Below are 21113 nucleotides of genomic sequence, written 5' to 3' on the forward strand. Positions count from 1 at the left end.
CGACTGCAACTTGCAGCCGTTTCAATATAACCATCAATCAAAATTCTTTATTCATCTCTCAAGCATTCTGCTGGATTGACGTGCGCTGCTCTCAACGCCTGCGAGCCAACAGTTAGCCAGGCAATGATCAGAGAGAGCAAGCCTGCTCCTACAAAAAACCAAACTTCCAGACTGATGCGGAAAGCAAATTGATCCAACCATTCGCTAATGAGGTAATAGCTGATGGGAAGCGCTAAGAGGATGGACAAGCCTACAAGTTTGGTGAAGTCCGAGGAAAGCAGGTAGACGATATTCAATACACTAGAACCAAGGACTTTTCTAATCCCTATTTCTTTTTGTCTACGCTCTGCTGTGAAGCTGGCCAATCCAAATAGTCCTAGGCAAGAAATAACAATTGCCATACCTGCGAAAAATCTAGATAAAGTGGATACGCGTTGTTCAGCTTCATAGTGCGTTTTATAGGTTTCGTCCATGAAGTTGTATTCAAAGGCAAAACCTGAATTAAACTCTTCATAAAAGGTTTTCAAATCAGCCAGTGTCTGTTTTTCTGTTCCGGCTTGTATTCTGGCCATGATGTGCCAGGTGTTTTCTGGAGAAAGAATAAAAAACAAGGGTTTCACTTCATTGTGCAAGGATTGAAAATGAAAGTCTTTTACTACACCAATGATTTCGAGTTTGTTGTCACCCCAAAGAGTGATTGTTTTTCCGATGGGATCTTCCATGCCCATGGCTTTAATGCCGGCTTCGTTGAATATGATTTTTGTGGTATCTGTACTGAATTCTTTCGAAAAGGCACGGCCTTCTTTGAATTCAATTCCTAAAGTCTCAAAAATGCCATAGTTAGTTCTTACATTTTCAAAGAGTATGTTGACCTCAGGGTCTTTTCCTTCCCATTCTAAACCTGAAGTATTGTTGTTTCTATAGAGTAGGGTATGACCTGTGCTAGTTGCTGAGACGATACCCGGGATAGCTTTTAAACCTGTAAGGAATGATTCTACATTGCTTTCCACCTTTCCCTCTTGGTCAAAGTAGATCATGTTGTCTTTGTCATATCCAAGGCTTTTGGATTGTACATAGTCTATTTGTTTGTAAATGACCATCACGGATACAATCAAAATGATGGATAGTGTGAATTGGAAAATAACCAAACCTTTTCTTGCCCATAGCTCTGCAAGAGAACCTTTCATTTCTCCTTTTAATACTTTGACTATCGTAAAACTTGAAAGGTAAATGGCAGGATAGCTGCCTGAGATTATTCCGGTAAAAAGGGTGATGCCAAAAAATGCAAAAATTACATCGAGGTCAAATGAATTAGAAATTTGCTTTCCCGTGATTTCATTGAATTGGGGAAGAAGGAAGAAGACTACTAAAACGGAAACGGCAAAAGAGATCAATGACATGAGTAGAGACTCAGTCATGTATTGTGTTACTATCGTCGATTTTGGCGCACCTACAGCTTTCTTTATACCCACTTCTTTAGCTCTTCTGGATGCTCGTGCTGTAGCGAGGTTCATGAAGTTGATACATGCAATGAGCAAAATAAAAATGGCTATGATTGAAAAAAGGCGAACATACTCTATGCGACCCCCGACCAGATGACCATGTTCATATCTTCCATAGAGATAGTTATCTGAGTATTTCTTCAGAAATAAGGTGACGTTAGTATTTTCGTTTTTGGTTTTAACGAACTCCGCAATTTTGTCTGATACCTCAGAAGCCTGTGCGCCACTTCTTAACATTACATAAGTTCTTGGTCCATTACTTCCCCAGTTTTTCACCCATGGGTTGCGCTCCATGAAGTTGTCAAATGGTAGCGCGAAATCAAAAGTGATACTCGATTGGGCTGATATTTTTTTAAATATTCCTGAGATTAAGAAGGTTTGATCGTGATCTAATTTTAAGGGTTTTCCAATGAGGTCTGAGGTAGTACCAAAAATTCGGAGGGCCAAGTCGTCGGAAATAACAATAGAACTCAAATCTTTCATTACATGATCCGCATTACCTTCAATCAGTTCGTGGGAGAAAATATTAAAGAAGTCAGGCCCTACATACCATCCTTCTGATTTTATGTTTTTGTCTTCAAATGACAATGTCATATTGTTTACCCAAGTAGTGGTGGCTGCATATTCTATTTCAGGGAATTCCTCTTTGAGTGATCGAGCCAGAAGGCCTGGCGTAGACCATGTGGTCATAATATGATCGGCATACTGTTGATGCTCCATTACTTGAAAAAGTTGATCATCCTTAGCGTAATGCTTATCTGTATTCATCTCGTCTGTTACCCAAAGATAGATGAACATCGTACAGGCTAGTCCTGTGGATAGGCCAATAAGGTTGATGAAAAAGGAACTTTTAAATCGCTTAAAGTTCCTAAATGTCAGGATCAGATTGTGCTTAAACATGAGTTGAGTTTTTGGTTATATCTAAATGTATAGATTGTAGTACAACGTAAATAGTTGCAAATGGCCATAAAAAAAGCCAGTGTTCGATATTCGAAACTGGCTTTTAGATTTCTCTTTTGATCTGGATTACATCATTTCGTAATCTGCAGGCTTATCAATCATGTCAAGCGGCAGCCATTGGGCTTCAGCTTTGCTTATTTTTTTAATGCCAAAAACACCACCGGAAGCTTCGGCTACCACCTTGGCAAGATCTATCAAAAATTGGTGTACTTGCTTAGCCACCTCAGGCTCCACTTTTGGAAGTATACCATTGAGCTGACGAAGGTAAGAGGTGATGGTATGCTGTCTGGTGTCCAAATCAGTTGGTAAATCAGAGATGTAATTTTTGAAAATATCCTCGAATTGATTGGCAATATCTTCGAAGTACTCTCCGAGTTTATCATAGCGATGTTTGGCCGTAGTAGCATAATGAATAGCTTCAGCTATTTCATCTTTATCAACGTCATCGTCAGCACCGGCTATCAGCATGGCGACCATTGCGGGTGCATTCATTACGATTTCTATCTCATCATCTCTAAGGGTTCTGAACACGCTGGTCATAATTATTGTTTTTTATTTAAAATCTTGAATAAGATAAAAATGCAATTTGCATCAAGATTATTTTGAAAATTCAATTACTATTTTGGGATAGTCGGTTAATATTTTTATGTGACCTGAGCATCAAATATTACCATTTAGTAAAAATAGTAATAATGTTGAAGTTAGCGGAGTGCTTTTAATTTTTCGATTAAAGTTCAAGTATACTTAAAACTTCATCTTGAAATAGTTATATTTTTACTTTTTAGCTTTTCTTGGTTTGACCTTCTTGACATAAAAATATCTTCTACAAATAGATCTTCCTGTTCTTGATTTGGAGCAGGTTGTCGGTCTCCATTTTTTTGATAGCGCGAATCGCTGTTTCTACTCTCAGTCCAGTCATGTCGGCTATTTGCTGACGAGTGAGCGCTATAGCAAACAATGAATCTGGATCAATATTCATTTCTGCTTTTAAGTATTTCAACAAAGTGAGGATACGATGTTCGGGGTCATAACTCGAAATTTCAGTTGCCATAACGGCTTTATAATGCAGCCGTTTGGCCAAATTTTTAGAAACTTCCAGATTCATTTTAGGGTTGTTTAGAAGCAGCTCTATGAATTTATCCTTTCCTAGCTTAAGGACTTCACAGTCCGTAGTAGCCAATGCACTGGCGGGATAGGTGACATCCACGAATAATGGTGGTTCTCCAAAACTCTGGCCTTCGGTGAACATCCCTTGTACAAATTCTTGTCCTTGTTCACTAAAGTTGCTCATCTTGACCTGACCCAGAACTACTTGAAAATAGTTGAGCGCATGATCACCTTGTCTGAAAATCCACTCGCCTTTTTTGAAATGTATTTTCTTAGCTCCTGCTTTCTCTAAACTACTAGGGTCAATCATTTTCTTCTCTTATGATTTGAGTCATAAACTCGATGTAATCGCTTTTATAATTTTGATCAAAAATAAGAGAAATCATGCAGATCAATAAACAAGAAACGATAGCGAATATTGTAAAGCAAGACTTTAGAGCCGCGCAAATTTTCAGTGCCAATGGATTAGATTTTTGTTGTGGAGGGAAAGTGCCACTATCTGAAGCCTGTGAAAAAAGTGGACTGAATGTGGAAAATGTACTCGAAGAGCTTGATGCACTTAAAAAGCAGGGTGATCATTCCATATCCTACGAAGGATGGACTAACGCACAGCTCATCAAGCATATAGTCGAGGTGCATCATGCGTATATTGAAGACACCGTGCCATATCTATTTCAGCTACTAGACAAAATAGCCAATGTGCATGGAGAGCGGCATCCTGAATTGATTCAAATCAGAGATATCTATGAGGAGGCAACGGATGCCCTATATGATCATATGAAAAAAGAAGAAATGATTTTGTTTCCAGCGATTGAGAGTATAGAGCAAGCAAAATTAAATGGTAAGCCAATGCCTCCATTCCCTTTTGGAAGTATTTCTAATCCCATACAGGGTATGGAAGGAGAGCATGATTTTGAGGGAGATGCATTCAAGCAAATAGCGGCATTGTCGAGCAACTTTACACCACCGGAAGATGCATGCAATACCTATCAGGTCGCTTTCGCTAAGCTGGAGGAATTTGTGAATGACCTACACAGACATATCCATTTAGAGAATAACATATTATTTGAGAATGCCAGATTGTTAGAACAAAGTTTATAGGAAATATTGGTTAAGTAGTTTGAGCCGCTGTGCTTCTAAATTGAAGTGTAGCGGCTTTTTTATGTAATTAATTCTGTATTTGTAGAACAAATGATTTTGAACTCTCGTAATATGTTCTATGTTTGTAGAATAAAATACTGCAAAAGCTTATGAAAGGATCAAATCTTGGTGAATTTGAAGAGATTGTTTTACTCATAGTGGGGATTGCTGGTGAAGAAGCCTACGGGTTGGCTATCATGGAGCTGATCAAAGAGCAAGCAGGAAGAAGTACAACAATAGGGGCTGTACACGCCGTGCTTAGTAGGTTGGAGGACAAAGGACTACTCAACTCAAAGTTAGGAGGAGCCACAAAAGAAAGAGGGGGCAGACGAAAAAGAATCTTTGAAATTACTGCAGCAGGAAGAAGGGCACTTGAATTGTCCCGTGATTTGAGAGTGAATCTCTGGGAACAATATGCCATAAAAACGGTCTGATGATGGATGTCCAACCACCGAAGTGGGCCGATCGATTTTTGGAATTATTCTGTAAAGGATATTTACTCGAGGAGATACAAGGAGACCTCTACGAACATCTACAAAAAAACTACGAAAAGAGAGGACGATTAATTTCTGCTCTTATGTACTGGTTTCAGGTGCTGAATTTCTTACGTCCCTTTGCTATAAAGAAAAGTCAAAACTCAAATATCACAATTATGTTCAAGTACAACTTTCTGATTGCTATTCGCAATCTAAAAAAGCAGCGGTTTTATTCCGTCATCAATATCTCAGGGCTAGCCATTGCCATCGCTTGTTGTTTGATTATAGCCATTTTCGTCAAAGACGAACTCAATTACGACAAGCATTTTGAAAATCATAAAAACATTTATAGGATTTCGTCCCATATGTTGTTCAATGGCAACGAGTTTAGAATGGCGCAGTCACCTGCACCTATGAAAGATGCGTTCAAATCTGACTTACCTGAGATTATCGAATCAGGGCGATTCAGAACTCATGTGCCCATATTATTACAAAAAGGCGATTATTTTGTCAAACAGGAAAATGTTGCCTTCGCAGACGCTTCCATTCTCAACATATTCAAACTCCAGTTTATACATGGCGGAGGTGAAAACACGCTAGATAATCCGGAATCTTTGTTGTTATCTCGCAGCGCTAGTGAAAAGTATTTTGGTTTTGAAAACCCGGTAGGACAATCAATTAAATCCAGTGATGGAACGCTATACCAGATAGATGGAGTGTATGAGGACTTGCCACATCAAACACATTTTCATTTCGATGTTCTCCTTTCGATGGAAGGCTATGAGCATAGCAAAAACACGGTTTGGTTGTCAAATAACTACTCCAACTATTTCTTGCTGAAAGATGGTGCTGACTATCAGGAAGTCAATGAAAAGCTACCTGAAATTTTGAAGACATATGTAGGGCCAAGACTTCAGGAAATGGCACAAATTTCGATCGAAGATTTTGAGGCCTCAGGTAATTTTCTTAAATACAAATTGATTCCTATGACAGATATCCATTTGCATTCGAATCTTGGTGCTGAAATAGAGGCCAATGGAAGCATGGATAATATTTATTTATTCAGTGCGGTAGGCCTGTTTATTCTATTATTAGCCTGTATCAATTTTATGAATTTGGCTACAGCCAAGTCAGCAGGCCGAGCCAAAGAAGTCGGCATGCGCAAGGTCATGGGGTCGAGGAAGAGATTTTTAATTGCTCAATTTCTAACTGAATCCACAGTTATAAGTTTGATCTCATTTGCGCTAGCGATCGTTTTGGTCTATCTGACCTTGCCATACTTCAATGCATTTACAGGAAAAAATATAGTAGACCCATTATTCGGAGTGCTCAACCTTTGGCCCTATGTGCTAATTAGTAGTCTGGTGATTGGTTTATTGGCTGGAATTTACCCAGCATTTTTCCTGTCTAGATTTCAGCCCATTGCCGTATTAAAAGGTAATCTGAGTACAGGTATGAAAAGTGGGAAGCTGAGAAATCTCTTGGTCATTTTTCAATTTTCCATCTCGATCATTATGATCATGGCCACAGCCGTAGTTTATAAACAATTACGGTATAGCCAAAACAAGCGACTTGGTTACAATACTGAGCAAGTGATGATTGTCGACAATACCTATACGCTGGGAGAGGGGTTGGAAGCCTTCAGAAATGAGTTGTTGAATGATTCGGAAATAGAAAACGCAACCGCAAGCTTTTTTCTTCCTACTCGTGGTGGTCGTAGTGATTACCCTTTCAATAGAGAGGAGAATAGTGGAGCAGAACATGCCATATCAGCACAGGTTTGGCAAGTGGATGACCGATACATTCCCACATTAGGTATGGAAGTGGTGAGTGGACGAAATTTTGACGATAGCAGAGCTATAGATACGGCGTCCGTGGTGATCAATCAGTCAATGGCTAAACGATTAGGTTATGAAGATCCGATTGGGAAAAAGTTAAAACGCGTTTCAGAAGAAAACAAAATCACCATCATTGGTGTGGTGGAGGATTTTTACTTTGATTCTTTTAAACAAAAAATAATGCCGTTGGTGTTTTTTCTTAACTCAGATGCTAACTATTCAATGGCCATTCGATATAAGTCTGATGATCCGCTAGAATTGGTAGCCAAAGTTGAAAACTTATGGCAAGAACACGCCCCTGGTCAACCATTTGAGTATTCTTTCATGGATCAGGAATATCGTGCTAAGCTGGAAGAGGAAAGACGATTAGGGACCATATTTAGTTTCTTTTCATCCTTGGCTATTGTGATTGCTTGTTTGGGGTTATTTGCACTAGCGTCTTTTACTGCCGAACAAAGGAGGAAAGAAATTGGAATACGAAAGGTACTAGGTGCAACCGTAGGCAATGTGGTTAGCATGCTGTTTTCTTCTTTTTCAAAACTTTTGACAATTGCCATATTGGTATCGGTACCTTTAGGCTATTACCTAATGGGGAAATGGCTAGAAGAATTCGTTTACCGAACTGAAATTGGAATAGGTTTAATCATAGGTTCCTGCGCACTTGTGTTCCTTATAGCTTGGATTACGGTAAGCGCTCAGTCCTTTCAGGCCGCTCGCTCGAATCCTGCCGATAACCTAAATCATGAATGATATAAAACAATAGCTTTCCTGAAGTAAAACTTTGGGGAAGCTATTTTCTAAGGGTTGATCCCAATCTGCTATCTTCGCAGCAAAAAGGGTTTGATTACATTATTTTCTTACGAGCTAACTTATTTAGCTTTTGTTTCTTTCTTAATTGTAGGTGTGCTGGTAGGCATGTCCAAAACAGGCGTTCATGGTATGGGTATGATAGCTGTACCCTTGTTGGCTGCCACATTTGGAGGTAAAGCTTCCAGTGGATTAATGTTGCCTCTACTAATCATGGCTGATGTTTTTGGTGTCGCCTATTATCACCGTCACGCCGAATGGAAACATCTCATTAGACTATTTCCGTGGGCCATATTGGGCGTACTACTCGGTACCTGGACAGGTAATTATATTGATGACCAGCTTTTTCGGACCATTATGGGAGTTATCATCTTTCTAAGCTTGGGAATCATGGTTTGGTTAGAGCGAGTCAACAAAAATAAGATACCTGATTATTGGTGGTTTGCGATGATTTTGGGAATTGCAGCTGGATTCACCACCATGGTGGGGAATTTGGCTGGCAGTACCATGGCGCTTTATTTACTCTCCATGCGTATGCCAAAGAATGAATTTATTGGTACAGCGGCTTGGTTCTTCATGGCTGTCAATTGGTTTAAAGTGCCCTTTCATATTTGGAGTTGGGAGACCATCAATTTGAATTCTGTTCTACTAGACCTTGTAGCACTGCCTATGATAGCTATAGGTGCATACCTGGGTATTTTTGTGATCAAAAAAATTTCGGATCAAGGTTTTAGGTGGTTTGTCATGACTATGACGGCTGTAGCTGCCGTTTTTATGATGTTTTGACCACTGATATAATATTTACCTTATGACCCGTTGTAATTTTTATCTTCGCCGAATAATATAACATTATACGCTTTATGAAAAGACTAGTAATTATCATGCTGACATTGGCCGTGACCGGTCTACATGCACAGCAATCAGAACTGGCAACAAAATATGCCAATACCATCACTGAAGAAGATTTGATGGACCAACTTAGTATTCTAGCATCAGATGCACTGGAAGGTAGAGAAACCGGCGAAAGAGGCCAGCGTATGGCTGCAGCACTTCTTAGTGATCATTTTCAAAGTTTAGGATTGGAAGCTCCTGTAAAGCAGGGTGATCAAATGAGCTATTATCAAAATGTACCTTTGATTTCTTCGAAGATTAAAAGTGCTTATCTAAAAATAGGAAAGACTAAATATGAAAACTTTAACAAGAATGTTTTTGTAGGTACAGGAGCAACAACCGGTGAAATATCAGGCGAAGTGGTTTTTGTGGGCAATGGAGCGGCAGAAAGATATGAGTCTTTAGACGTAAAAGGGAAATTTGTCTTGATGATTGGCGACAACAATTACCGATCTACCATCAAGGCGAGCAAAGTCGCAGCCGCCAATGGTGCCAAAGCGTTGATTGCTGTACGAACAGCTACAGATGAAATTTTGGAGCAGCTACTTATCTCTTATAGAGGCTACCTAGAAGCTGGCCGTATGACTGTCGATACTGGAATAGAAGAGAGTGAATTTTTGGGTATGTACTTTTTGGCGCCAAGTCTGCTGAAAGAAATAGTAGGTAAGCCATATGATAAATTGAGCCAGATTGCCTTTTCAGAAGACAATGCCGGCTTTGAAAAAATCAAAAAAGGAAAGGTGTCTGTTTCTATCGAAAAAGAAGTTAAAACAATCAGTTCTGAAAATGTAATGGGTTACCTAGAAGGAACAGATTTGAAGGATGAATTAGTGGTTATCACATCGCATTACGATCACTTAGGTAGAAGAGGGGACAAAATCTTCAACGGTGCAGATGATGACGGTTCAGGTACGGCAGGAGTGATGGAAATGGCTGAGGCTTTTGCTATGGCCAAAGCTGATGGAAATGGGCCTCGAAGAAGCATGCTGTTTTTAGCTTTCACTGGAGAAGAGAAAGGTCTTTTAGGTTCTGAGTTTTATGCTGATAATCCTGTATTTCCATTGGAGAATACAGTTACTAATTTGAATATGGATATGATTGGTAGAAATGACGATGAAAACTACAAGGGCAAAGACTATGTGTGTCTGGTAGGTTCAGATAAACTTTCAACCGAACTACATGAAATTAGTGAGAAGGCAAATGCTACTTACACGAATCTGGATTTGAATTACGTGTACAATGATGAAAATCATCCGGAGCAAATCTATTACAGATCTGATCATTGGAATTTTGCTAAAAACGGTATTCCTGTTATTTTCTACACTACAGGGTCACATGATGACTACCACAAGGAAACAGATACAGTAGAAAAAATTGAAAGAGAAGTGTATTTGAAAAGAACACGTTTGGTTTTTTATACTGCATGGGAATTAGTTAATAGAGACAAGCGACCTGCCTTGGATCAGAAATAATTTTACCCAGAAGAATGGAATAAAAGAGGTCGGTAGAATTCTATCGGCCTTTTTTATGCTTTCAATCTGCTATTAGAAGTGAGAGGAATGATTAGATTAGTGGTGTTCAAATGAAGAGAAAGATGACTATACAAAAACATGTATCCATGAAAAACCTATTAACAATCATATTAGTCTTTAGCGTAAGTACATGCTTTGCGCAAATTGGTGACATATTTCCTGAAATGGAGGGAGAAAGCCTACGTTATGATACAGTAAATATTCCTTCTGATCTGAATGGAAAGTATAGTCTGATCGCATTAGCGTTTTCTAAAAAGTCCGAAAAGGATCTTGGTTCCTGGTTCAACCCACTCTACAATCAATTTTTGACTGAACCAGACCCAAATGCTTTTTTTAGTTTCGAGTATGATCTGAATATGTATATCATTCCGATGTTTACCGGAGCCAAAAGAGCTGCCTACAAAAGTACCATGAAGAAGGTGCAGGAAACCGTAGCGTCAGAACTACAACATTTAGTGTTATTTTATAAAGGTACGCTCAAGCAGTATAAACAAGCCTTGAAATTCGATGGTAATGATGTGCCCTATTTTTACGTGCTAGACACAGAAGGAAAAATTATTTATCACACTTCTGGTAAATACACTCGGAATAAAATGCAGGAGATCATTGATGCACTTGAGCCAGCGGCAAAATAGAAGCAACTAATTACAATTAGTTGCTCGTTAATAGGGCCGCGGTTCCATTAGTGAAAGTCATATCTGCTGTGATCGGTTGAAAATCTTCGTGGGTAGATTTTCTGATTTGGACTTCAATAGTATTCCAATCTGAGGCCCATCCGCGATAGACGTTGTTTAGATAAATGACTTTCAATTTGTGCAATCCTTTGGCCAAGGCTTTAGAACCGTCATTTTGAGAGAAACGTTTCACATAGCCGTCATTGTTGATGACTAAAGCATCATCGATCCAAACTTGATCTTGATTGCTCGAGAAGAAGTACACACCGTCCTCAGGAATGTTAATGTAACCTTCTATCACTTCAGCTCTGAATTGATTCTCGTCGATAACAAATCCCCAATACAACGTTGTGTTAGCTTGAGCCAATGAGTCCAAAGGTTTTTCCTGCCATTCCATGACCCCTTCTAAGTCGCTGGTGTTTAGGAATTTACCATAGGCTGTTTTAGTAACTAATCCTTGTTTCAAAGCTTTAGTCTCAACTGCAGCTGATAGTTCTTGTTTTTCGATTGAGATGGTTCTAATTCTGCTCATTTTACCTTGCGGCAAAACAGAAGCAATTTTAAGTGTAGCATCTGTGCTGAACACTAAAGGCTCCTGATACACTCGTGAATCAAGGTTAGGTTCACTGCCATCTGTGGTGTAAACCATTCGGTCTACTGGTCTAGGGGTTTTGAATTCTAGAATGGCACTGTCGATGAATGCAATTTGTGACGTTGGTCCCTCTGGCATAGGAATATAATAGTCCATATCATGACCGTCCAACCTTACCATTTGGTTGTTTAGTCTTCGCTCAAAATCTGTATAATCTTTTTTGTCCTTCGCCGTCCATGTCAATTCTGCCAAAGCAATGGCCCGTGGATACATTCTGTATTCAGACAGTTCTTCTTCGTAGATGTATTCTGACCATAGAGTGGTTTGTGCCCCTAGCACATGGTGCGCTTTGGAAGAATCAATGTCTGCAGGAATAGGCTCGTAATTGTACACTTTCTTAATGGGCAATAGTCCTCCAATGGTCACTGGATCGATTTTGTAATCTCCTTCATATTTATCCAAATACATCCAGGCGCCCGGAGCCATAATTACGTCATTACCGGCATTGGCAGCAGCTATACCCCCTTCTTCACCTCTCCAAGACATTACGTTGGCAGAACTAGAGATTCCTCCTTCGAGAATTTCGTCCCAACCGATCATTTTCTTGTCGTGTTTTTTTAGCACCTTCTCCATTCTTGTCATAAAGTAGCTTTGTAGCTCATGTTCGTCATGCAAGCCTTCTTTTTTCATTCTGTTTTGACATCTGGCGCAGGTCTTCCATCGATCCTTAGGAGATTCATCACCTCCCATATGGTAATATTCATAAGGAAATAGAGGAATGATTTCTTCGATAACGTCTTCTAAGAAAGTGAAAACTTCATCCTTACCAGAGCAGAATACGTCTGTTTCTACACCCCAGATGATTCTGGGTGTGAAGGGTCCTTCATTGCATGAGAGCTCTGGGTAGGCCGATAAAGCGGCCAACGCATGACCAGGCATTTCTATTTCAGGAATCACATCGATGTATCTTTCGGCTGCGTAGGCTACCACCTCTTTGATCTCTTCTTGTGTATAGAAACCAGCGTGCGCAGAGCCGTCAGCTTCGACCCTTGTACTGCCAACAGTAGTAAGCTTTGGGTATTTTTTTATTTCTATTCTCCAACCCTGATCTTCTGTCAAATGCCAGTGAAACTTATTGATCTTAAATATGGAGAGCATATCAATATGCTTTTTCACCTCTTCTAGTGAGATAAAATGACGACAAACATCGAGATGAAACCCACGCCAGGAGAATCTAGGTTCGTCTTTGATTTCTACTGCTGGTATAGTCCAGTTTATATTCTTTACCAATGATTGTGATTCTGCTTCAGCAGGTAAGAGCTGCATCAAGGTGTTTAATCCGTAGAAAATTCCCTTCGGAGAGGTAGCTTTTATCGAAACGCCTTTGTTGGTTGAATTCAGTGTATAGCCTTCTTCGTTTAGACTTAAATTAGAGTCTAAGGTCAATAAGATGAAATTATTTTCCTTGATTTCACTTTGAGATTGAAGAGCAAGCCCTGTGGATTTTTTAAGTTTTGATGCAAAAAAATCTGCTACTTTTCGGATCCTTTCATCATCGCCTGTTACAAAAGTGGTTTCTTCATTAACGAAAAAGGAACCTTCGTTTTCCTTGACTTCGAGCGGTTTTGGTGTAATATTTATTCCTTCATTGTAGGATGCAGGTACGTATTTTTCCTGGCAAGCTACTACTGCAAAGGCTAATAAACTAAGGGTTAAAAAGTAACGAATCTTCATCTTTTGTCTATCCACGTATTTTAAATGTTCTTATAAGACTAAAGACAAAAAGTAGTTTGTTGAATTTATTTAGCTGAATGGGGATCGATTAGAGCTAAAAAGGGATTTAAGGATCAAAGGAGTTAATCTAAAGATTCGATTTTCATATTTGATAGGCTTTGTTATGTTGCACGACCCTCATATTTTTGAGCGCATTTAATTAAGAGTACATGATGATTTTCAGATGGAGTAGAATGAGCTTGATATTTCTATTAGTCATTGCATTAATAGGAACTCTTCTCCGTGGAGCTGGATATTTTCAGCTGCCTTTTTCTTTTGAATATTTGCGACACTCACATTCTCATGTGGCTTTTCAGGGATGGATTTATACATTGATGGTGGTAATTCTTACCTATGAATTTATTCCTCCTAAAAAGATCAAAGAGAAAAAATATGAGTGGATGATAGGAGTGACTGGTGTAATAATTGTTGGAATTTTGGTGTCATTTGCTCTTCAAGGTTATGCTTTCTTTTCAATACTATTTTCATCCTTGTTTCAATTGATGAGCTACTGGTTTACCTTTAGATTTTTCAAAGATGTGGAAAAACCAGTAGCTCATATACTGTCTTTGAAGTGGATCAGAACTGGACTGTGGCTGGGAATTTTGTCGTCTATTGCCCCATGGTTCGTAGGGGTGATATCAGCCAAAGGTATGGCCGGATCGGAACTTTACCAGTCTGTGATTTATTTTTTCCTGCATTTCCAGTATAATGGGTGGTTCGTTTTCGTAGCTATAGGACTGTTCTACTTGTATATGGAGCGCTCAGGGATTAAGGTGGAGTGTTTATCTAGTCAACGGTTTTATACTTGTTGGTTGTGGGCAGTGGGACCCGCTTATTGTTTATCTCTTTTGGGGATGAGTTTCTCCGATTGGGTTCGAATCCCTTCACTAATTGCCGCCTTATTACAAGGACTGGGTTTGATATATTTTGTACCAATAGTTTTATCTTTTTATAAGTTCGAACTAAAGAAAAAGGGGTTTTGGGTTCGAAACCTCTTACTGCTTTCATTCATTAGCTTTTTGTTAAAAACTACCTTGCAATGCATTTCCGTATTTCCACAATTACAGGAATTGGCCTTCTTCAGTAGAAATATAGTAATGGCATATATGCACCTGAGTTTAATTGGTGTGCTGACCTTCTTTTTTCTTGTTTGGTTATTGATCAAAGGGTGGATTCCAAACATAAAATTGACGAGGGTCGGGTTGGTTTTGGTTGTTATAGGTTTTTTGGCAACCGAGATTATCTTGGTTGTGAGTGGTTTGGGGTGGTGGTATCCCTACTTTTCTTTGTTCATCTTTTCAGTATGGATGGCTTTAGGGATTTGTCTATTGCTAATTGCTGCTGTCATGAATCCAGACTTGGTTGATATTCATGTAAAAGTATAATTGGAAGATAAATCTGTTTGATACCTTTAATGAAAGTAATTTGGTAGCTGAGAATTGCCTGAATGCTACTTTTTTAACCTTTCCCTAATTTCTAATTTACAAAAGTAGAGGATGCATATTTCGAAATTTTATAAGATGGGATACGCCAGAGAACGACAGGCCTTTACTACCATTTTTATTATTGGTTTGGTGATCTCATTAGTGTTGACTGTTAAGTTAGCAGTTTTGAACAGTCGGTATGAAAAGCCAAATTGGGACGATATCTATGTCATTTGGGTTGAGTATGTGCTATTCGCCTTTGCAGCTCCCGTATTTTTAAAAAGTTGTAGACAGGGTGGCAGAGCCAAACTAGTACTCGCGGTACTGGCTGCATTATCATTTGTGTTCTCTTACCTATTTATTTTAACAAGTATTGATTGGTGGGTAGTTGAACAGTCGTATTCTTTTTGGTCAGGGTTTGAATTTGCAATTCTACATTCTGGACTTCAGGTGTTGTTGGTGTATGGACTCATTGCCGTAGCTCTTGTGTTACTGAGAGTTGGAGACACTCCAGTTTCCTATTTGAAAAATATAAAATTAAGAGATCAAGGCCTGAATTATGTAATTAGTACTGATCGGTTAATCTTTATTGAGGCGAATGATAACTATGTGAACCTTGTGACAAATGATGGTAAAAAACACTTGCTTAGAATGACCTTGTCGACGTTAGAATCTCAACTGGATCCTTTAGTTTTTCAGCGAATTCATAGAAAGTTTATTGTTAATCTTAAAGCCATAGCTTTTTGGAAGGCTGATTCAAATGGCGGAAACCTCATTACGATGATAGATCAGACAACTTTAAAAATGAGCAAGTCCTTTAGGGATAAGATTGACGAGATTACTAGAAAACGATAGCTTTTCACCACAATTTATCTGTAGTTCGCCACATTAATTTGTTTCGAGCAAGAATCTCTCATTACGTTTGAGTAGATCAAAATATAGATCAGATGTTTCAAACAACTCTTCAAAATTTCCGAATTCAACTCACCAAAGCTAAACCTATGTTGCTCTGGTTAATCGGGGCCTATTTATCATATAAGTTAATGATCAATGGCTTTCGCAAATTTGATCCCGATGGTATGTGGACCAAGGCATTTATAAAATGGGGCTACCCTGTTTGGTTTAGAATTTTTATAGGAGTGCTTGAAATTTTGGGCGGACTACTTTTGTTAATTCCCCGTACAAGGCATTTGGGCGGAATAATACTAGCCATTGTTATGATTGGGGCATTGTGTACACGGCTGATATTTGGAACAACTTTAAACGATGCGTTAGCAATAGCATTCAATGCTATTGTTTTTTTCTATCTGGCTTCAGATCACACAAAAAAGGGACTGATATAGGTTAAGCCAATTCTTTTAGGTCAACAGGAACTACACGAGAAACACCCTGCTCAACCATAGTTACACCGTAAATAACATCGGTAGAGATCATCGTACGTTTGTTGTGCGTCACAATGATGAATTGAGATTCGCTCGAAAATTCTCGAATGATATTGTTGAACTTATCGATATTGGCATCATCCAAAGGTGCGTCTACCTCATCGAAAATACAGAATGGAGCAGGTTTGATTAGATAAATGGCGAAAAGCAAAGCGGTTGCCGTGAGTGTTTTTTCTCCTCCAGAGAGCTGATTAATACTCAATGGCCGTTTACCTTTTGGCTTAGCCATGATCTCAATGGTTGATTCTAAAGGATCGTCTGGGTTAGATAAACGCAGATCACATTGATCTTCTTCGGTGAATAGTGATCTAAATACTCTGATGAAATTGGTTTTGATATTTTCAAAGGCTTCAACGAAAGTATCTTTAGCCACTGCATCGATTTCACTGATAGTTTCCATCAAAGACTCTTTGGCTTTTATCAAGTCTTCTTTTTGGCTGATGATGAAATCATGTCGCTCTTTAATTTCTTCATAAGCTTCCATCGCCATCGGGTTGATTGGCCCCATGGTATCCATTCGGCTTTTTAGTTTTTCTACATGTGCTCGAAGCTCTTCTTCGCTCAAGTCTTTCAGTGCTGCCGTTTTTTCTTCGTCTTCTTTACCGTCTATGAGAAGTTGGTCTATGTCGATATTAAACTCTACGGAGAGTCGCTCTTTGACGCTGGATAATTGAAGACGAGTTTCGTTGAGTTCGTTCTGCACCTCCATGATGTTCACGTCGGTTTGTTCACGTTCGCGCTGAATTTCTCGTGCTTCTTTTTCTACTGTTTCGATCAGCTCTCTTTCGGCATAGTAGTCTTTTTCTGCCTCGGTTACAGCTACCTCAATCGAGTCCTTCTCCTCATACATTTCGATGAGTTGGTCGTCATTAGAGTCAGATTTTTCAATCAGTTGACGAACTTCTTCGTCTGTCTGTTTTAATTCTGATTGGTTTTTTTCAATGCGCTCTTTGGCGGAATCTAGATTTCCTTGCTTGTGCGAAATCTCTTGTTCTATACTCGCTACCTTATTCTGCTGCTGATGATAGAGTATGTTTTCTTGATTGAAAGCAGTAGATTTTTCGTTGAGCTGGTCGTTGTAAGAACTCAATTCCGCTTTAAAGCTTGTGTTTTTCAATTCAAGCTCTTCAAGCAATTTTTGCTCTGTTTCTTTCTTTGGAGTAAGCTCAGCAATCTCTTCATTGAGTACATTGATGTTCTCTAGGATGTCCTCGCTCTTATTAGTGTTTTCTGTAAGGAGATTTGAAAATTGCTCTTGTTTCGTCACAAAGGAGACATGTTCTTCTTTGATTTGAGCCAATTCTACTTGAACCACTTCTAACTGCTCCTCAAAATTATTTTCTTTGAGGCGGTTCAGATCCGATACTTTTTCCTCCAGGTTGGACTTTACTTCATTGAGCTTAGCGGTCAATTTCTTAATTGAGGCAGACAGCTTCTCAAGATTTTTTGCTCGACCGATTCGCTTTCCTTCAAACAACCCTACTGAGCCACCTGATATACTAAATTGTCGGTCGATGACTTTGCCGTTTTTGGTAATCAAGACGGTGTCTCTATGATCCGTGCCTTGGGGATCTTCGAAACTGCTGATGTACACATTGTCGAGTATATACCCGATAAGTTTTTTGTATTTAGGATCGTATTCTACTACTTCCGTAGCAGCCACCGCATTTTCAATAAAATCAGTTTGAGTAGGTTTGAATTTCTCAAATCGATCCAAAACAAAGAAATGTGCTTTCCCTTTTGCAGCATCGCTTAGGATATTAATGGCTTTGAATGCTTCGGCTTCGGTGTCGACTATGTAGTAGTTCATGTACGACTCCAGATAGTTTTCTACAGTCACGCGATACTCCTCAGGACAAGTCAGGATGTCAGATAGCAGTGGTGCATTTTTACTCCAACTGGTTTCCTTTTTTAGGAATTTAATCGCCTCAGGGAAGCCCTCAAGATTATCTACGAGCGATTTGGTAAGGTTGTATTCGTTTTGCGAAGCGTCAAGTTTTCTATTGACTTGAGTCAATTCTTCTTTGATTACTTCTATTGTTTTTTCGGAATGAGTGATTCTGTTTTTGAGTTCCTCATCTTTTGATTTCAGATAGTCGTATTGCTCTTGCTTTTCCTTCTTTTCAAGCTCAATTTCAGAGATTCGCTTCTCGAAATTCTGGAGATTTTCTGTTTTTGTAGACGTATCTGTAGCGGCCTTTTCTAGTTCTTGTTTTAGTGAACTCACTTGGATCGACTTGATCTCCAAAGACTTGATCAGCTGATATACTTCTTCTTTTTTGTTGATGAAGTTTTGGTTGAGCTCTTCACCTTCATTTTTAAGAGCTTCATTTTTAGCCTTTTCCTCTTCGAAATCTCGCTTTAGTGTTTCCAGCTTGTGAAAGACTTCGCTTAATATCTTTTCTGAAGAGAGTTTTTCATTGCTCAAGCTAGAAATAGAGAAAGAGGCTCTTTCGCTACTTTTTCTATCCTGCTCTATGATTTCTTTCAAACTATCACTTCTATCATTCAAAAAGCGAAGGCGTTCATTTTTAATTTTCTTTTCGCTCTCGTATTGCCTGATTTTATTGACATGCTCGTTGAGCGTTTTTTGTCGAGTAGCGAGCGTTTTTTCTTTGCTTACCAAATCAGCTTTAGACTTTTCAGCTTGTGCTTCCTTTTCTGCTAGCTGTTTATTGAGGCTGATTTTTTTATCGTTGTTCTGCTCGGTAGATTTTTTTAAACTTTCTAGTTTCTCCTTTTGCTGTTGCAAAGTGGACTTGGCTAGCTCTACGCTATAGGTTTTATAGTCCTCTTTGATTTGATAGTACTTCTTGGCTTGTTTGGCCTGTCGCTCTAGCGACTTTAGGTTTTTGTCAATTTCGAAAAGTAAATCTTCCACACGATCCAAATCTGCATCGGTATCATTGAGCTTTCGTAGTGTCTCTTTTTTTCGGATTTTAAACTTAGAAATACCTGCCGCCTCTTCGAACAGCCCACGTCTTGAGTTGTCTTTGTCGTTTAGGATGTTATCTACCATACCCAATTCGATGATAGCATAGCTATTGGACGCAATACCCGTATCGAGGAATAAGCTGGTGATATCTTTCAATCTACAGGTGACGCCATTGAGTTGGTATTCACTTTCTCCGGAACGATAATATCGTCTGGTGATGGTTACATTGGAGTATTCGGTAGGGAGGAGGTTTTTAGTGTTTTTGAATGAAAGTGATACTTCTGCCAATTGGGTGGGTTTACGGTTTTTGGTTCCGTTGAAGATGATATTGTCCATCTTCTCTGAGCGTAGGGACTTTACCTTTTGCTCTCCCAGTACCCAACGGATGGAGTCTACTACATTGGACTTGCCACAGCCATTAGGCCCTACAATTCCTGTAATCCCTTCATCAAAGTTGATGACCACTTTGTCACCAAAACTTTTGAATCCTTTAATCTCTAACTTGGTCAGTTGCATGCAGTATACACTTTTTTCAGAACCAACAAATTTAGAATTATTTCCGAAAGGTCAATTGGGCAGAATATCAAACTTATTAACAATTAAACCACATTCTTGAAGAATCGGTTAATCGCGTGAAGACTTATAAATCTTTATATAAAATGGAGAAAAGCCGTTCAGACAAATCAACTATTCATCTGAAAAGCTATTACATATTAAATCTACTTTCTCACCAAATGTGGATATTCATTTTCTCTATTTTGAAATCTCAAAACATGATCTTTTACAATGGTGCCATTGTCAATATTGATGGCGTTTTGAATGGTCTTGTTATTCTTCCAGCTGCTTCGTCCTTCTATGACAGATGGAAGGTGCACAATGAGTGCAGCAGAAATTGATCGAGACGCACTTTCCCAATAGTAGCTCGGTGTATGATCCACGGCGTAGTAGTCGATGTGATCCACAGATATGATAGGGTCTTGAAAAGTGGTAGGTTTCGCGCAATAAAACCCCATGCCTTCATCACAACTTACATCTATGATCAGCGTGCCGGGCTTTAAGTTATTTTTTTCACTCTCTTTCACATAATCTATTGGATCATCGGTGTCTTGATAGGTGCCATTGATGATAATTTCTGATTCCTTGATGAGGTCCATCAGTGGCCTTTCGGTCCCATCATGTTCTGCGACCATCAATCGAGGTTCGCCTTTTTTGCCTTTTCTTATTCGTGAATAGTGAACATCAAGTACTTCTTCTCTGACTTCATGATCCGGGCGCTGAATACAAATGGTGATATCTCTGAAACCATGGGCTTTTAGTGCATAGATGGCTCCTCGACTGACTGCCCCGAAGCTAAAAATAATAACCTTTCTCTGATTGCCATAGTGGCCGTCGATGCCTTTAAGCTGAAGTGCATGTATCACAGCACTGTATCCAGCCATTTCATTGTTTTTATAAAAGGTGTGTCTGCCTATTTGCCCGGATGGATGCCAAACGTACATATCCTCAAACGCAATGAGAGTTAATTTTTTATCAATAGCAATTTGCGTTATGGCTTCTTGCTGTGCGCAATGTGGGTAGCCCCAAAGCACACCTTCAGATTTCATGTCTTCAAGGTCTGATTGAACCGGTTTTGCTATGATGGCTGAGCCAATATCAGATAGTATTTCGCTTCGGGTGGCTATCCCACCAGTTTTAGTGCGGATTTCTTCGTCGGTGATGTTGAATGGTTTTCCGTAGCCTTTTTCAAAAATGAGCTGCTTGCGAATATTTTCTGGCAGTCTGTTGAGGTGTTCGGGATGGATGGGTACACGACGCTCGTCTTGTTTTTTGGATGTACCGATTACACCCATGGTTAATAAATTCATGTGATATTCTTTTAAAGAAATGGGAGTGAATCGTAGCGCAATGAATGATACGGATCACCAAATAATTATAGTAGACGAGTTACTTTGCAGAGAGCATGCATCAAGTGGTTCTCTGTGTATCAACAATCAAAGGAAGACTAGTGTAGTCTTGG

General features: G+C 39.2%; 15 protein-coding genes. 9 read left to right on the forward strand and 6 right to left on the reverse strand.

The genetic code is table 11. The features are described from left to right. Window positions 1-47: 47 nt before the first annotated feature. From R8N23_RS08065 to R8N23_RS08075, 3 genes are all read right to left on the reverse strand, one after another. Window positions 48-2402 (reverse strand): ABC transporter permease, encoded by a 2355-nt coding sequence (locus R8N23_RS08065; protein ID WP_318171074.1) that lies wholly within the window; start codon window positions 2400-2402, stop codon window positions 48-50. Between the two features lie 126 nt (window positions 2403-2528). Further along, window positions 2529-3002 (reverse strand): hypothetical protein, encoded by a 474-nt coding sequence (locus R8N23_RS08070; protein WP_318171075.1) that lies wholly within the window; start codon window positions 3000-3002, stop codon window positions 2529-2531. 283 nt (window positions 3003-3285) lie between these two features. Then, on the reverse strand, window positions 3286-3879 hold the full coding sequence (locus R8N23_RS08075) for a Crp/Fnr family transcriptional regulator (protein ID WP_318171076.1): 594 nt from the start codon (window positions 3877-3879) through the stop codon (window positions 3286-3288). Window positions 3880-3953: 74 nt separating this feature from the next. Here R8N23_RS08075 and ric point away from each other — a divergent pair, with 74 nt between their 5' ends. The 6 genes from ric (at window position 3954) to R8N23_RS08105 (ending at window position 10888) form a co-directional block, all read left to right on the forward strand. Next, window positions 3954-4670, forward strand: a complete 717-nt coding sequence (ric, locus tag R8N23_RS08080; protein WP_318171077.1) for an iron-sulfur cluster repair di-iron protein — start codon at window positions 3954-3956, stop codon at window positions 4668-4670. A 149-nt stretch (window positions 4671-4819) separates the two neighbouring features. After that, on the forward strand, window positions 4820-5143 hold the full coding sequence (locus R8N23_RS08085; protein WP_318171078.1) for a PadR family transcriptional regulator: 324 nt from the start codon (window positions 4820-4822) through the stop codon (window positions 5141-5143). Then, a complete protein-coding gene (locus tag R8N23_RS08090; protein ID WP_318171079.1) occupies window positions 5143-7773 on the forward strand; it encodes an ABC transporter permease in 2631 nt (876 codons plus the stop codon). The genes R8N23_RS08085 and R8N23_RS08090 overlap by 1 nt, the downstream gene beginning before the upstream one ends. Before the next feature lie 90 nt (window positions 7774-7863). After that, window positions 7864-8616, forward strand: coding sequence for a sulfite exporter TauE/SafE family protein (locus R8N23_RS08095; protein WP_318171080.1), 753 nt, complete (start codon window positions 7864-7866; stop codon window positions 8614-8616). Window positions 8617-8690: 74 nt separating this feature from the next. Continuing rightward, window positions 8691-10193 carry a M28 family peptidase gene (locus tag R8N23_RS08100; protein WP_318171081.1) on the forward strand — a complete coding sequence of 501 codons (1503 nt, stop codon included), beginning with the start codon at window positions 8691-8693 and terminating at the stop codon, window positions 10191-10193. Window positions 10194-10339: 146 nt separating this feature from the next. Beyond that, window positions 10340-10888: a hypothetical protein gene (locus R8N23_RS08105; protein ID WP_318171082.1), complete on the forward strand. Its 549-nt coding sequence runs from the start codon at window positions 10340-10342 to the stop codon at window positions 10886-10888. A 16-nt stretch (window positions 10889-10904) separates the two neighbouring features. Here R8N23_RS08105 and R8N23_RS08110 read toward each other — a convergent pair whose 3' ends face one another. Beyond that, window positions 10905-13253, reverse strand: a complete 2349-nt coding sequence (locus R8N23_RS08110; protein ID WP_318171083.1) for a family 20 glycosylhydrolase — start codon at window positions 13251-13253, stop codon at window positions 10905-10907. 209 nt (window positions 13254-13462) lie between these two features. Between R8N23_RS08110 and R8N23_RS08115 the strand changes: the two genes are divergently transcribed. The 3 genes from R8N23_RS08115 to R8N23_RS08125 all read left to right on the forward strand — a co-directional run bounded on the left by R8N23_RS08115 (window position 13463) and on the right by R8N23_RS08125 (window position 16062). Then, complete coding sequence (locus R8N23_RS08115) at window positions 13463-14680, forward strand: hypothetical protein (protein ID WP_318171084.1); 1218 nt, start codon at window positions 13463-13465, stop codon at window positions 14678-14680. Window positions 14681-14815: 135 nt separating this feature from the next. Beyond that, window positions 14816-15574 carry a LytTR family DNA-binding domain-containing protein gene (locus R8N23_RS08120; RefSeq protein ID WP_318171085.1) on the forward strand — a complete coding sequence of 253 codons (759 nt, stop codon included), beginning with the start codon at window positions 14816-14818 and terminating at the stop codon, window positions 15572-15574. 92 nt (window positions 15575-15666) lie between these two features. Continuing rightward, window positions 15667-16062 carry a DoxX family protein gene (locus R8N23_RS08125; protein ID WP_318171086.1) on the forward strand — a complete coding sequence of 132 codons (396 nt, stop codon included), beginning with the start codon at window positions 15667-15669 and terminating at the stop codon, window positions 16060-16062. 1 nt (window position 16063) lies between these two features. Here R8N23_RS08125 and smc read toward each other — a convergent pair whose 3' ends face one another. Next, window positions 16064-19612: a chromosome segregation protein SMC gene (smc, locus tag R8N23_RS08130; RefSeq protein WP_318171087.1), complete on the reverse strand. Its 3549-nt coding sequence runs from the start codon at window positions 19610-19612 to the stop codon at window positions 16064-16066. 203 nt (window positions 19613-19815) lie between these two features. Next, window positions 19816-20961 (reverse strand): N(5)-(carboxyethyl)ornithine synthase, encoded by a 1146-nt coding sequence (locus R8N23_RS08135; RefSeq protein WP_318171088.1) that lies wholly within the window; start codon window positions 20959-20961, stop codon window positions 19816-19818. Window positions 20962-21113: the final 152 nt, after the last annotated feature.

The sequence above is a fragment of the Reichenbachiella sp. genome, from assembly GCF_033344935.1.
Lineage (GTDB): Bacteria > Bacteroidota > Bacteroidia > Cytophagales > Cyclobacteriaceae > Reichenbachiella.